We start from the raw sequence: 13,630 nt of genomic DNA on the forward strand, positions 1-13,630 counted from the left end.
CGGTCTAGGGCATGGCACCGCCCGCAGAGACCCTGACCGCCGAGCGCATCCTCGAAGCGACCGAGGAGGTGCTGCGCCGCCACGGCCCGGCCAAGGCCACCGTGGTGGACGTGGCCCGCGCGCTCGGCGTCAGCCACGGCAGCGTCTACCGGCACTTCCGCACCAAGGCCGCGCTGCGCGAGGCGGTCACCAAGCGCTGGCTGGACCGGACGGCGGAGAAACTCGCCGTCATCGCCGCCGGGGACGGCACCGCGGAGGAGAGACTGCGGGCCTGGCTCACCGCCCTGTTCGAGGCCAAGCGGCACAAGGCGGGCGACGATCCCGAACTCTTCGCCACCTACACGGTGCTGACCGACGAGAACGGCACGGTGGTCGGCGAGCACATCGCCGACCTGACCGGGCAGCTGACCCGGATCATCGCGGAAGGCGCCGGGTCGGGAGCCTTCCCGGTGCCCGACCCGGCCGCCGCGGCCCGAGCCGTCTTCCAGGCCACCGGCCGCTTCCACGACCCCTGTCACGCCCGGGAATGGACCGCTCCCGGCGTCGACGAGGACTTCACGGCCGTGGTGGACCTGCTGATACGGGGGCTGACGACACCCGCACGGTGAGCCTCGGGACCGTGGGGGTCAGCGCACCTTCACGGTGACCGTGGGCGAGTAGACCTTCCCGGCCATGGTCGCGCTCGCGACGCGCAGCTTCTGCGTGCCGGTCCGGGTGAGCTTGGCGGTGATCGCGTACGAACTGCCCGTCTTCACCTTGCCGGTGGCCCTCAGCGGCACCCACTTGCCGTTCATCTCCTGCTGGACGATGAGCGGGGAGCCGACCTTCAGGCCCTTGGTGCGCCCGGCCAGCAGCACGGTGTGACCGTGTTTCACCGAGGCCGGTCTGGCGGTGGCGGTGATCGACGCCATCCCGGCGGACGGGCTGGACATCGTCCTGGTCGGCGTCGGACTGGGACTCGGGCTCGCGGCGAACGCGCCGGCCGTTCCGCCGGAGAGCAGCGCCACGGTGAGGGCACCGGCCCCGAGCGCCCGGGCGTGACTGTGGCGGAGTACCGAGGTCATGTCTGTCTCCTGTCGCTCGTGGAAGGGACGTCTCAAGGCTGACCCCGGTCCGCCACACAGGCCACTCGAGTTGTCACGCACCGTGACACGTGCCGCCAACGGACCGTCCGACCTGCGCTCTTACCCTGTTTTTCTTACCTTGACGGCTGCCGGGCGGCCGCCGGGTCGACCGTCGCCTGATGTGCCTCGGCCAGATGCTCCTCCGCCTTCAGCCACGGCAGGAACTGGGCCCCTCTGCGCCAGCCGCACGTGTCGCATCTGATCGTGCGCTGCACCCCCGTGCGCTGCACCCGGACCACGTGCTCCCGGCCGTGCCGGTCCCAACGGCTCACCTTGCTCGTGGTGTTGCCCTGCGCCATGACGCCTCCCGCTCTCTCGGGTCCGCGAACCCCGGCCGGGACAGGAGTGTGCAGCACAACGAACATCAACAGGGGGAGCTTCACGCGGAGTTGTCCGAGCCGTGGCCGCAAGCCCGGCGGTCCGGCACCGGCTCAGCCGACCTCGCGCGGCAGCCGCAGGCTGAGCAGCCCGGTCAGCACCACCCCGGCCAACTGCACCAGCAGCGCCGTGACCAGCGCGTCCTGCATGCCGATGCGCGGCACCAGAGTGAGGAACAGCGTGCCCAGCGTGGCCACGCCGAGCGCGAGCGCCGACTGCTGGGTGGTGACCATCACACCACTGCCGACTCCGGCCCGGGCGGGCGGCACCTCGGACATCACGATCCGGAGGATGTTGGGCAGTTGGAGCGCCTGCCCGGCACCGGCCACGGCGGCGCCCGGCAGCAGCGACCCGAAGTCGAGGTGCGGCCAGTCCCGCCACGCCGCCAGCACGATCAGCAGCACGCCCACACCCTGCACCACCGAACCGGCGGTCACGACCCGGGTGCCGTAACGGCCGATCAGCCGCGGCCCGGCGAGGGAGACGAACAGGAACGCCACGGCCATCGGTGCGAGCGCCAGCCCGGCCGGCACCGGACCGAGCCCCGCGCCCTGCTGCAGCGCCAGCGCGATCACGAACATGAACCCGCTGAAGCCGATGGAGAACGGCAGCATCAGCACCAGACCGCGCCGCAGCGAGGCCAGCGCCAGCAGACTCGGCGGCACCAGCGGGGTCCGGCCCGCCCGGTCGGCCCGCCGCTCCACGGCCCAGAACGCCCCCGCGGCGACCGGGAACGCGGCCAGCGACAGCCAGGTCCACAGCGGCCAGCCCGCGGCCCGGCCCTCGGTGAGCGGGGCGAGCAGCGTCAGCAGGGAGACCGCGAGCAGGACCGTGCCGGGCCCGTCGGCGGGCTCGGGATGCTGCGAGCGGGTCTCCGGCACCGCCCGCACGGCGAGGACCAGCCCCACCGCGACCACGGGCACGTTGACCAGGAACACCGACCGCCAGCCGGTCCCGGCGATGTCGGCGGCGACGAGCACCCCGCCGAGTATCTGCCCGGCGACCATGGACAGTCCGGCGGTCGCGCCGTACAGGCTCATGGCCCTGGCGCGGCGCGTGCCGCGGGTGGTGGCCTGGATGGTGGCGAGGACCTGCGGCAGCATCGCCGCGGCCGAGGCGCCCTGGGCGACCCGCGCCGCGACCAGGCTCCAGGCGCCGGGCGCCAGCCCGCAGGCCAGCGAGGTCAGGCCGAACGCGGCCATCCCGCCGAGGAACAGCCGGCGCCGTCCGAACAGGTCGCCGAGCCGCCCGCCGAGCACCAGCAGCACGGCGTACGCGACCCCGTACCCGGCCACGACCAGCTCCAGCACGGCCTCGCCCGCGGCGAGATCGGCGCCGATGGCCGGCAGGGCCACGTTGACGATGAAGAAGTCGACCAGCGGCAGCGCCGCCGCCAGCAGGACGGTGAACAGCCCGAGCCCGCCGAGTGCGGGTGGCGCGGCCGTCGTACGGACGGCCCGGGTGGTGACGGTTTCACTCATGCCCCCGATCCTGCGCCGCCGCCCAGGGGGGTACCAGAGTGTCCTCATCCTGGTACAAGAACTACCTGGCAACAGGATGACGGACAGGGCACCCTGGGACCATGACGACCATGGCCACGGACCGGACCAGCCCCCCGCAGCCGGCGAGCCGGGGCTCGGAGATCCGGCGGCACGAACTGGCCGCGTTCCTGCGCAGCCGGCGTGAGCGCATCACCCCCGAGCAGGTGGGCCTGCCGCGCGGCGCCCGCCGCCGCACCCCCGGGCTGCGCCGGGAGGAGGTCGCCCAGCTCTCCGCGGTCGGCGTCACCTGGTACACCTGGCTCGAACAGGCCCGCGACATCCAGGTCTCCGTGCAGGTGCTGGACGCCCTCGCCCGCACCCTGATGCTGGACGCCAGCGAACGAGCCCACCTGTTCCAGCTCGCCGGCGCCACCGACCCGACGCCGGCGACGAGCTGCCCGAGCGTGACCCCGGCGCTGCGGCAGATGCTGCGCCGGCTGGAGCCGGTCCCGGCCCTCATCCAGAACAGCCGGTACGACATCGTCGCCTACAACCGCACGTACGCCCTGCTCCTGGGCGACCTGGACGCGATCCCGCCCGAGGACCACAACTGCATGCTCCTCATCTACACGAACAAGGAGTGGCAGGCCTCGGTCGTCCACCTCGAGGAGACCCAGCGCCTGATGGCCGCCAAGCTGCGCGCGTCCCTGGCCGGTCATCTCGGTGAGCCGGCCTGGAAGATGCTCCTGAAGCGGCTGGCGGCGGAGTCCCCCGACTTCCGCGAGCACTGGGAGCGTTACGAGGTCGTCGGCAGCCGCACCAGGACCAAGGAGTTCCTCAACGCGCACGTGGGCCGCCTCAAGCTGGAGCACACCGACCTGTGGCTCGGCCCGGAGCACGGCCCCCGCATGGTGACGTACACCCCGGCCGACGAGGAGACCCACGAGCGCCTGGAACGGCTGTACGACATCGCACTGGCCCGCACCACCGCCAGGGCCTAGACGAGTAAGTCCGAAGGGTTGGTCAGTGGTCGTAGGCGATCAGTGAGCGTGTGATGGCTCGGCCTGTGTTGCGGTTGTGCCAGATCGCGGTCGTCATGGCGAGGATCCGTTGTCCGACACGGGCGAGAACGCCGGCGGGGGTTCTCGCGCCGTGACGCTCGAGGTCGAGCTGGCCCTTGAGGGTGTCGTTCACCGACTCGATGAGCTGACGGATGGGCTTGAGAAGGTGTTCGCCGGGCCGGGGGGTGATGTTGCGGTAGGTCGGCCGCAGCAGGGTCAGGCCGTGCTCGGCCATGAAGGCGTCGAGGTGCCTGGATACGTAGCCCTTGTCGCCGACGATGGTCTGTCCGGGGTGGGTGGCCAGTAGGTCCTGGTCGCCGGTGAGCATGTCGGCCAGCACCTCGCGTTCGTCAACTTTGGGGTTGGCCAGGGCCCAGGCGATCGGGAGGCCGCCGGGGGTGCACACAAGGTGAAGACGCAGGCCCCAGAAGAACCGGGAGTGCGAGGGGCAGTAGCCGTAGCCGGCCCAGCCGGCCAGGTCGGAGCGCTTCGCGGTGGGCCGTGAGCGGGCGCACTCCACGGGGGTGGAGTCCACGATCCACACGTCGTCGTGCCAAAGGTCGCTGTCCCGGGCCAGGGTGCGGATGAACCTGCTGATCAGCGTGTTCGCGGCCCGCAGGCGTTTGTTGTACCCGGACTGCCCGGGCAGGTAGGGGAACTCGGCCGCCAGATGGACGCGGGCGAACCGCAGCCAGCGGGCTTCGGAGACGAACCCGAGCAGGGCCTGCATCACCGCCAGCGTCAACAACTCGGCATCGCTCAGGCTCGGCGGGCGGCCCCATCGACGCGATCCTGCCAGAGAGTCATCGATCTTCACGTACAGTGCAGTCGCGAGGGTTTCGAGGTCTGTCGTCACAAACGGACCAACGAGACCCTCGCTTCATGCACTCGGCCCCTTCGGACTTACTCGTCTAGCCGGCCGCCTGCCCATACCCGCCGCCGTTGCGGGCTAGGGCCCCGGGGCGGCTGACGCCTCCCTCCGGGGCACGGCCGGTGACCTGGTCCTGGCCCTCTACGACCGCATTCGCCGGACTCCCTGAAGCTCGACGGAGACGGCCGACTCTTCGAGCTGCTCCGGGCCTGGGAGCCGGAGGAGCAGGGCGAGGCACGGCACGGGGCCGGGAGCGCCTCGGCGCGCCCCCTAGCCCCGCCCGGACGCTCCCACCGGCTGGCGGATCTCCGCCGCCTGGAGCTTGTCGGCCGTGCGCTCCGCCGTGCGGTGGGCCCAGGGGCCGCTGGTGAGCAGGCCGAGGACGAGGACGGCCAGGCCGCAGGCGGTGAGGATCCACCAGCCGGGGCGGGCCGCCGCGACGAAGGTGCCGCGGAATGCGGAGGCGTGGATGCCGGAGGCCAGCACCGCGCCGACCACCGCGACGCCGAGCGTCTGGCCCAGCTGCCGGCTCGTGGAGGCGACCGCGGCGGCGACGCCGGCCTGGGCGCGCGGCATTCCGGAGACGGCCGTGTTGGTGATCGGCGCGTTCACGAAGCCGAAGCCGATGCCGAACAGGACGTAGCCGACGAGCAGGGTGGCGTTCGACGTCTCCGCCTCGAAGGCCGCGAAGAGGGCGCCGCTCGCCGTCATCGCCGTACCGGCGATCAGGAGGGGCAGACGGGGGCCGCGGCTGCCGACCAGACGGCCGGACAGGGGCGCGCACAGGAAGGTCGGCGCGGCCATCGGCAGCATCCACAGGCCCGCGTGCAGGGCGTCGAGGCCGCGGACGTTCTGCAGATAGAGCGTGGACAGGAACAGGAAGCCGCCCAGCGCCGCGAAGGCGCTGATCGCTATCACCGTGGCGCCGCTGAACGGAGCCGAGTGGAAGAAGCGCAGGTCGATGAGGGGTTCCTCGCGCCGCGGCTCGTACCAGAGCAGGCCGAGCAGGGCCACGAGGGCGATCGCCGCGTAGGGGGCCACCGCGGCCGCGCCGGAGTCCGGCGCCTCGATGATCGCGTACGTCAGCGAGCCGAACAGGGCGATGACCAGGATCTGGCCGAGCGGGTCGGGCCTGCGGGCCTTGGGCGCGCGGGACTCGGGGACGAAGCGCAGGGTGAGCAGCAGCGCCGCGAGGCCCACCGGGAGGTTGATCCAGAAGATCGCGCGCCAGCTCACCGACTGCACCAGCAGGCCGCCGACCAGCGGTCCCGCGGCCATGGAGATGCCGACGACCGCGCCCCAGACGCCGATCGCGCGGGCCCGCTCCCTCGCGTCGGTGAAGGTGTTGGTGATGATCGACATGGCGACCGGGTTGAGCATCGAGCCGCCGACCGCCTGCACCATCCGGAAGATCACCAGCAGGGACAGGTTCGGCGCCAGCGAGCACAGCAGCGAGCCGACGGAGAAGACCACCAGGCCGGACATGAAGACCCGCTTGCGGCCGATCCGGTCGGCCGTCGACCCCGCGAGCATCAGCAGCGAGGCGAGGACCAGGGTGTAGGCGTCGATCGTCCACTGCAGGCCTGAGGTGCCGGCGTGCAGATCGCGCTGCAGGGACGGCAGCGCCACGTTCAGCACGGTGTTGTCCAGGCTCACGATCAGCAGGCTCATGCAGCAGATCGCGAGCACGAGCAGACGGCGGCGATGGCTCAACTCGGGCATGCAGACAATCGTACGCCGAACTCGATAGTGCGTCTAACTAATAGTGTGCCTAAATGATGTGGCGTACATGATGATCGGGGCGGTCATCACGCCGGGCCGGTGGTGCGGTGAGGGACAATGGGGGCTTGCCCCGTGTCCCGTGCCGTAGATCCGTCCCGGAGCCCTGTGATGACCCAGTCCCTGACCATCGGCCCGCACGCCGTGACGCCGCCCGTCGTGCTCGCACCCATGGCGGGCATCACCAACGCGCCCTTCCGCACCCTGTGCCGTGAGTTCAGCGGCGGCAAGGGGCTGTTCGTCAGCGAGATGATCACCACCCGGGCGCTGGTCGAGCGCAACGAGAAGACCATGCAGCTGATCAGGTTCGACGCGAGCGAGAAGCCGCGTTCGATCCAGCTGTACGGCGTCGACCCGGCGACCGTCGGCAAGGCCGTCCGCATGATCGCCGAGGAGGACCTGGCCGACCACATCGACCTGAACTTCGGCTGCCCGGTCCCGAAGGTGACCCGCAAGGGCGGCGGCTCGGCCCTGCCGTACAAGCGGAACCTGCTGCGCGCCATCCTCCGGGAGGCCGTCAGCGGCGCCGGCGACCTGCCGGTGACCATGAAGATGCGCAAGGGCATCGACGACGACCACCTCACCTACCTCGACGCCGGCCGCATCGCCGTCGAGGAGGGCGTCACGGCGATCGCCCTGCACGGCCGTACGGCCGCCCAGCACTACGGCGGCACCGCCGACTGGGACGCCATCGCCCGGCTCAAGGAGCACGTGCCGGAGATCCCCGTGCTCGGCAACGGCGACATCTGGTCGGCCGAGGACGCGCTGCGGATGGTGCGGGAGACCGGCTGCGACGGCGTGGTCGTGGGACGCGGCTGCCTGGGGCGGCCCTGGCTGTTCGCGGACCTGGTCGCGGCGTTCGAGGGGCGGACCTCCTTCGCCCGGCCGACGCTGCGGGAGGTGGCCGACGTCATGGTCCGGCACGCCACCCTGCTCGGCGAGTGGAGCGGCGACGAGACCAAGGGCGTCGTCGACTTCCGCAAGCACGTCGCCTGGTACCTGAAGGGCTTCGCGGTCGGCTCGGAGATGCGCAAGCGGCTGGCGATCACCTCGTCGCTTCAGGAGCTGCGGGCCGGGCTGGACGAGCTGGACCTCGACCAGCCGTGGCCGGCCGGGGCGGACGGGCCGCGCGGCCGTACGTCCGGCAACAACCGGGTGGTGCTGCCGGACGGGTGGCTGAAGGACCCGTACGACTGCGCGGGCGTCGGCGAGGACGCGGAGCTGGACACCTCGGGCGGCTGACCGGCCCCGGGGCGCTGCCCCGGAACCCGGACCGGCGGGCCGCCGTCAGCCCTTCTTCGGGTGCGGGGTCGAGCCGTACGCCGTCAGGAAGCGGTCGCGGAACGCACTCATCTTCCACACCGGGGCGTTGTGGGCGGGGCGCAGCCCGTCGGTCCAGCCCCAGCCGGCGATCCTGTCGAGGACCTTGGGATCCTTGGCGACGATCGAGACCGGCACGTCACGGCTGGCGTGATTGCCGCTGACCCGGGCGATGGGCTGGTGGTCGCCGAGGAAGACCAGCACGGTGTCCTTGCTGCCGTAGCGCGTCAGCCACTCGGTCAGCGCGGTCACCGAGTACTGGATCGACTTGCCGTACTCCTGGCGGGACTTGGTGGTGTCGGCGATGACGTCGGCCGGCTTGTTGCCCGCCGCCTGGATGCCCTTGAACACCGAGCCGTCGCCCAGCTGGTCCCAGCCGACCATCTTCGGGATCGGCGCCCACGGCTGGTGGCTGGAGGTGAGGATGAGCAGGGACATCCGCGCCTTGCCGTCGGCGGGCTTCCTGCTGTGCACCCGCTCCTGGTACTGCTGCAGCGCGTACTGGTCGGGCATGGTCGACCAGCTGAACTTCGGTCCCTTGTAGCCGAGTTCGAAGGCGTTGTACACCTTGTCCAGGCCGTACCACTTCTGCTCCGGCCACGCCTTCTGCACGCCCGGCATGACCCCGACCGTGTCGAACGCGCCGGTCTTCTTGAACGCCTCGGTCAGGCTGAGGTGGTCGCTCGCCATGACCGTGCGGTAGCGCTGCTGGTTGCTGATCCACAGGCCCGACATGGTGGTGGAGTGGCCGAGCCAGCTGCTGCCGCCGTAGGTCGCGGAGGTCAGCCAGCCGCTCTTGGCGTGGAAGCCCGCCTTGGCCAGCGCCTTGGTGCGGGCGTCGAGGGTCGCGTCGACGCCGGGCGCCATGATCGGGTCCTCGATCGCGCTGCGGCCGTAGCTCTCGATGAACGTGAAGATCATGTCCTTGCCGCGCAGATCCGGGACCAGCTGGCTGCCCGGGGTGTTGCCGAAGGCGTCGACCTTCGCGACCTTACGGAACTCCGCCTCGTCCTTGAGCGTGGCCGACACCAGACGGGCCTGCGCCTTGAGCGCGGTGGCGGTGCTGTCGGCGGCGAGCGGCACGCCGGACATCCGCAGGCCCAGGGAGGAGCAGGTGATCCACACGACCCCGGCGACCAGCGTGCCCCGGGTCGCGACGCCGGTGTGCCGGGCGAGCAGGTTGCTCAGCCGGACCATGGACAGCGCCAGCAGCAGGAAGAGGAGCAGCACCGCGGCGATCAGCCCGGCCACGGCGGCCAGCGTCTCCGTGCGGCCGAGCGAGTCCTCCAGATACGACTCCGCGTCGCCGAACAGACTCCAGTCGAGGACGACGTTGAAGCCGCGGCCGAGGTACTGCTTGAACCCCATGTCCAGCGCGTTCAGCACGGTCATCACGCCCAGCGCGACCCCGGACACGGCCGCCAGCACCACCCGCGGCCGGCGCGGCAGCGCGATCAGCACGGCCGCGCCGATCACGGCCTCCGCCGGGATCCGCACGAACTGCCTCGGCTCCAGCCGGACCACGGAGTTCGGCATCACCAGCGCGGCGATCACCAGGGCGGCGGCCAGCACGGTCACGGAGACGGACAGGCCCTGCGCCGCCGCGGGGTGCTCCTCGCGCCAGCGTCGGACCCGGCCCCGCACCGCGGCCCAGGGACGCGGCACGGAGCGGGGGCCGGGTACCGGGGGTGCGGACTGCTCCGGCTCGGCCTCTTCGGCTTCTGCTACGGCTGGTTCGCGCGTGCTCATGTCCTGGGACAACCCGGCGTCCTTCCCTACGTGACCCGATCCGCAGTCCCGTACGGCGACTCCCGGCCCCCTGTTCAGGGCGCTGAGCAAACACCGGGCAAATACCGTGCCCGGAACAGGCGCTACACCCCGCCCACCGCCGTCAGCAGGGCGAGCGGCACCGCCGCCGACCGGGACTCGCGCACACACGCGTGCGGATACGGCACCGGCTCCGGATGCGTGTCCCTGCCGTAGCCGGCGAGCGCCTCCGGCAACCGGTGCCCGGCCGCCGTCGCCGCGTCCACCAGCGCATGCGCCACCGTCCGGGCCTCGTCGTGCAGGCCGTAGCGCGCGAGACCCAGGGTGATCAGCGCGTTGTCGTGCGGCCACACGGACCCGCGGTGAGAGGAGAGCGGATGGTACGCCGGCTGGCCCGCGGCCAGCGTCCGCACGCCCCACCCGGAGAAGAAGTCCGGCTCCAGCAGCCGCCGGCCCACGACCTCGCCGTACTCCTTGTCCAGCAGCCCCGACCACAGCAGGTGCCCGGCGTCGGACGCCAGCGCGTCGATCCGGCGGCCCTCGCCGTCCAGCGCGAGCGCCGGGAAGGAGTGCTCCGGCATCCAGAAGTCCCGCTGGAACCGGTCCCTCAGGTCGGCGGCGGCCTGCTCCAGCAGGGCTCCGTACGTCTCGTCGCCCCACACCGTCCGCGCCAGCCACGCCGTACGGCGCAGCGCGTCGTAGGCGTAGCCCTGGGCGCCCGCCGCCATCACCGCGCCGGTGGGCCGGGTGCCGTCGGCGCAGCAGATGGCGCCGGGGGAGTCCTTCCAGTTCTGGTTGGCGAGGCCGCCCTCGTCGGCGCGGTAGACGAGGTAGCCGCGCGAGGTCAGGCCGCCGTGGTCCAGCATCCAGCCGACGGCGGCCCGCGCGTGCGCCTGGAGCCGCCGGGCTGGCCCGGTGTCCCCGGTCTGCTCGACGTACGCGCCGAGCAGCACGAGGAACAGCGGGGTGGCGTCGACCGAGCCGTAGTACCGCCCGAACGGCACCTGCCCGAAGTGCGCCAGTTCGCCGTGCCGCACCTCGTGCACGATCTTGCCGGGCTGGGCGAGCGTGGAGGGCCCGGCGCCGGTGGCCTGGGTCGCGGCGAGCGCGGGGAGCGTGGCGGCGGCCAGCTCCGGGCGGTACGGCAGCGCGAACAGGGAGGTGATCAGGGCGTCGCGGGCGAGCAGGGTGAGGAACCAGGGGGCGCCGCCGGCCGGGACCCGCAGCTCCTCGCCGTCCGGGCCGGTGGCCGGGACCTGCAGCGCGGCGAGGTCGGCGAGGCCCCGCGCGCAGGCCGCGGCCAGCTCCGGCCGGCCGGACGGGAAGGCCACGCCCTCCATGAACTCGCCCTCCATGGCGAGGAGTTGTTCGTGCACGGCGGCCGGGTCGCGCGGCACCCGCACGGCCCGCCGCTCGCCGTGCGGACGGGCGATCACGCGCAGCAGCAGTTCGGTGCTGCCGTGCGGCGGCAGGTCCAGGGCCCACACCAGCCGGCGGGCGCCGGTGCCGGTCTCCTCCACGGCGTCCGGGGCGGGGTCCGCGGTGATCGTCGTACACGACCGCCACTCCGCGCGCCGGTAGGTGAACTCGATGCCGTCGTCGAGGACTTCGCGGGAGCGTACGGCGCCGGGCTTGGCGTAGGTGCGGTGGTCCGAGCGGAGTTCGAACTGGTCGGTGAAGTCGGCGTCGGCGGTGATGGCGAGGCGGACGGTGGTGGGCACCGGGCGGTTGCTGGTCACCCCCACGGACTCCACGAACGAGCCGTCGCCGACCGCCTGCCGGCGGAACAGGGTGTGCGCCGGGGGCTCCTGCCGGCCGCCGCGCGGGACCAGGACGCAGCAGGGTGCGTCACCGCCGGTGACCGGGGCGAGGACCTCGGGGACGGCGCCGTCGACGGTGAGCTGCCAGCGGCTGAGGTGCCGGGCGTCCCGTACGAAGAACCCGTCCGGGGAACCGCTGCCGCGGACCCCGCTGATGTCGCCCCGGTCGCCCACGGCGGCGAACGTCGCCCCGTGCACGAGCAGATGATGCCGGTCCGTCATGCCCGGTCGCCTCCTTCGTCATTCCTGTCGAACGTGCCGGTGGCCGCCTCGGACACGCCCTCGCGCGCGCCCTTGAGAAGGTCTTGGTGCAGCTCGTGGTGCAGGTCGAGGGCGAGCGCCGCGGTCCAGCCGAAGCCGGTCGCGCCGCAGGCCTCGCCGGTGTACGGGTCGACGTACTCCGCGAAGCCGGTGGCCTCGGCGAGCTGCAGCACGGCCGCGCGCAGCGCGTCGGCCCGCTCCCGCTCACCGTGCACGCGCAGGCCCCGCTCCAGCAGCCAGCCGGTGTTGAACCAGGCCGGCCCGCGCCAGTACCGGTGCGGGTCGAAGGCCTCGCCGAGCAGGTCGTAGCTCGGCACCAGCCGGGTGCGGTCGCCGAGCCCGAAGTGCGGCCCGCACAGGGTGCGGACCAGCGCGGCGGCGATCTCACGCGGCAGCCCGGGCAGCAGAAGCGGCACCAGCCCCGAGACGCCTCGCTCGGGAATCAGACAGGAGCCCGGCCCGCACACCGCCGGTTGGCCACCGGCGCCGGCCGCCCTCGGTCGGTCGCTCGTGGTGGCCGCCCTCGGTGGGTCGCTCACGCCGGACGCTGCGGGTCGGCCGTCTGGGCCGGAGGCCGCGGGTCGGTCGCTCGCGTCGGACGCCCTCGGCTGGTCGCTCGGGCCGGACACCGTGGGTCGGCCGCCTGAGCTGGACGCTGCGGGTCGGTCGCTCGCGCCGGACGACCTCGGCTGGTCGCCCGGCCCGCACACCGCCGGTTGGCCGCCGGCGCCGGACACGCCCCGCCGGCCGACCGGGTTCGGGCCGCTTCGCGCGCTCGCGCGCAGGTCACGGCACCGGAACATCCCGGCCGCCGGGTCCCACAGCCGGTCCACCAGGGCCGCCGTCAGCCGGTCGGCGCGGGCGCGGCGGGCGGCGCCGGACGCGCCCAGTTCCTCGGCGATCCGGGCCAGGGCCTGTTCGGAGGCGATGAGCAGGGCGTTGAACGCCGGGTCCTCCACGGCGAACTCACCCCCTCCGTCGGCGTACCCGGCGTCCCGGTAGTCGGCGGCCAGCCGTACGTACCGCCCGTAGTCCAGATCCGTCGGCCGGTCCTCGGGCGCGCCGTGGTCGAGGTCGGCGCGGCGGAAGGAGCGGGCCGGGGCCGGGGTGATCCGGGCGAGCGGGGCGTCCCAGCAGGGGCTGTTGTCCATGCCCTGCTCCCAGGGGTGGACCACGGAGACCAGCCCGCCGCCGCCCAGGTCCCGGCGGTGCAGCAGATAGCGGTGCCAGGCGGCCAGCCGCGGGTACACCCGGGCCAGGAAGCCTCGGGCGCGCGACAGTTCGGGGTCGGCGCGGTGCACCAGCCAGGCCGCGAGCGCGTGGACGGGTGGCTGCACGATCCCGGACGTCTGTACGGTGCGCGGGGCGCCCGCCGAGCGGCCGGCGGTGCTGGAGCGCCAGAAGTCGGGGCTGGGGAAGTAGGCGTCGAGCGGTACGGAGGGGTTGAACACGATGTGCGGCACACGCCCGTCGGCCCACTGGGCGGCCAGCAGCGTCTCCAGCTCGGTCTGCGCCCGCCGCGGCGAGAGGTGCCGCAGACCGATCGCGATGAACGCCGAGTCCCATGACCACTGGTGCGGATACAGGTCCCGCGAGGGGACGGTCGAGCGGCCCGTCCAGTTGGCGTCCAGCACGCGCGCGGCCTTGATGGGCAGGGAGGCGGTGGCGGGCGGCGGGGGAGCACAGGAGGTCCCGTACGGCGCGGGACGGACGGTGAGCTGCGTGCTGCGATCCACTCGGGGCTCCCCGAAGACGAAGACGCCCGGCC

At 72.8% G+C, this 13,630-nt stretch carries 11 protein-coding genes; 3 read left to right on the forward strand and 8 right to left on the reverse strand.

The features are described 5' to 3' along the window. Window positions 1–11 precede the first annotated feature (11 nt). Window positions 12–608 carry a TetR/AcrR family transcriptional regulator gene (locus OG956_RS24155; RefSeq protein WP_330340075.1) on the forward strand — a complete coding sequence of 199 codons (597 nt, stop codon included), beginning with the start codon at window positions 12–14 and terminating at the stop codon, window positions 606–608. Window positions 609–626: 18 nt separating this feature from the next. Here the strand turns inward: OG956_RS24155 and OG956_RS24160 are convergent, their stop codons facing one another. From OG956_RS24160 to OG956_RS24170, 3 genes are all read right to left on the reverse strand, one after another. Next, entirely contained in the window at window positions 627–1,064 is a 438-nt protein-coding gene (locus tag OG956_RS24160) for a hypothetical protein (RefSeq protein ID WP_330340076.1), read from the reverse strand. A gap of 134 nt (window positions 1,065–1,198) precedes the next feature. Then, the gene (locus OG956_RS24165; RefSeq protein WP_330340077.1) at window positions 1,199–1,423 is read right to left on the reverse strand and encodes a hypothetical protein; all 225 of its coding nucleotides are present in this window, start codon (window positions 1,421–1,423) and stop codon (window positions 1,199–1,201) included. A gap of 132 nt (window positions 1,424–1,555) precedes the next feature. After that, window positions 1,556–2,983, reverse strand: coding sequence for an MFS transporter (locus OG956_RS24170; RefSeq protein ID WP_330340078.1), 1,428 nt, complete (start codon window positions 2,981–2,983; stop codon window positions 1,556–1,558). A 101-nt stretch (window positions 2,984–3,084) separates the two neighbouring features. On the opposite strand from OG956_RS24170, the gene OG956_RS24175 reads away from it, so the two are divergent. Then, a complete protein-coding gene (locus OG956_RS24175; protein ID WP_330340079.1) occupies window positions 3,085–3,984 on the forward strand; it encodes a helix-turn-helix transcriptional regulator in 900 nt (299 codons plus the stop codon). 22 nt (window positions 3,985–4,006) lie between these two features. Here OG956_RS24175 and OG956_RS24180 read toward each other — a convergent pair whose 3' ends face one another. Together OG956_RS24180 and OG956_RS24185 are read right to left on the reverse strand one after the other, a co-directional pair. Next, complete coding sequence (locus OG956_RS24180) at window positions 4,007–4,900, reverse strand: IS982 family transposase (RefSeq protein WP_330335877.1); 894 nt, start codon at window positions 4,898–4,900, stop codon at window positions 4,007–4,009. Between the two features lie 285 nt (window positions 4,901–5,185). Further along, on the reverse strand, window positions 5,186–6,637 hold the full coding sequence (locus OG956_RS24185; RefSeq protein ID WP_330340080.1) for an MFS transporter: 1,452 nt from the start codon (window positions 6,635–6,637) through the stop codon (window positions 5,186–5,188). Window positions 6,638–6,805: 168 nt separating this feature from the next. Here OG956_RS24185 and dusB point away from each other — a divergent pair, with 168 nt between their 5' ends. Continuing rightward, entirely contained in the window at window positions 6,806–7,936 is a 1,131-nt protein-coding gene (gene dusB, locus OG956_RS24190) for a tRNA dihydrouridine synthase DusB (RefSeq protein ID WP_330340081.1), read from the forward strand. Between the two features lie 45 nt (window positions 7,937–7,981). Here the strand turns inward: dusB and OG956_RS24195 are convergent, their stop codons facing one another. From OG956_RS24195 to OG956_RS24205, 3 genes are all read right to left on the reverse strand, one after another. Continuing rightward, window positions 7,982–9,763 (reverse strand): CDP-alcohol phosphatidyltransferase, encoded by a 1,782-nt coding sequence (locus tag OG956_RS24195; RefSeq protein ID WP_443065600.1) that lies wholly within the window; start codon window positions 9,761–9,763, stop codon window positions 7,982–7,984. 122 nt (window positions 9,764–9,885) lie between these two features. Then, window positions 9,886–11,823, reverse strand: a complete 1,938-nt coding sequence (locus OG956_RS24200) for an amylo-alpha-1,6-glucosidase (protein WP_330340082.1) — start codon at window positions 11,821–11,823, stop codon at window positions 9,886–9,888. Further along, on the reverse strand, window positions 11,820–13,598 hold the full coding sequence (locus OG956_RS24205; protein WP_443065601.1) for an MGH1-like glycoside hydrolase domain-containing protein: 1,779 nt from the start codon (window positions 13,596–13,598) through the stop codon (window positions 11,820–11,822). Before OG956_RS24205 ends, OG956_RS24200 begins: the two co-directional genes overlap by 4 nt. Between the last annotated feature and the right edge of the window lie 32 nt (window positions 13,599–13,630).

The sequence above is a fragment of the Streptomyces sp. NBC_00557 genome (assembly GCF_036345995.1).
Taxonomy (GTDB): Bacteria; Actinomycetota; Actinomycetes; order Streptomycetales; family Streptomycetaceae; genus Streptomyces.